At 38.6% G+C, this 272-nt stretch carries 1 protein-coding gene; it reads right to left on the bottom strand.

Features of this window, described 5'->3' with window-relative positions; all coding sequences use genetic code 11:
- Positions 1-272, bottom strand: a 272-nt coding sequence (locus tag ACP3VS_RS24435) for a hypothetical protein (RefSeq protein ID WP_426390320.1), incomplete at both ends; no start/stop codon positions are given.

The raw sequence follows: 272 nt of genomic DNA, 5'->3' as shown, positions 1-272 counted from the left end.
CCTAACTTCGGTTCCTTATTGCTTACTGTTTTTTCTGCTTGTAATGCACCATCTTTATATTGAGGCTGAATAGTGACATTCGGTTGCTCTGGTGGATTTATTGTATCTTTCACAACCGCCGTATTCACAATTTCCTCGCCTACTTTAGCTTTTTCTTTCACTTTTACTTTAAAGATAATACTTCTTTCTTTCGTATCCACAATTTCTGGATACTCTGCAAGGACGATTCCGTTTTTCACTTTCACATGCAACGGTTTCGGATTCTCTCCCTC

The sequence above is a fragment of the Lysinibacillus sp. VIII_CA genome (assembly GCF_049943995.1).
GTDB lineage: Bacteria > Bacillota > Bacilli > Bacillales_A > Planococcaceae > Lysinibacillus > Lysinibacillus pinottii.
Note: the sequence above shows the minus strand (reverse complement) of the source record. Positions and strands in the feature narration are given on the sequence as shown.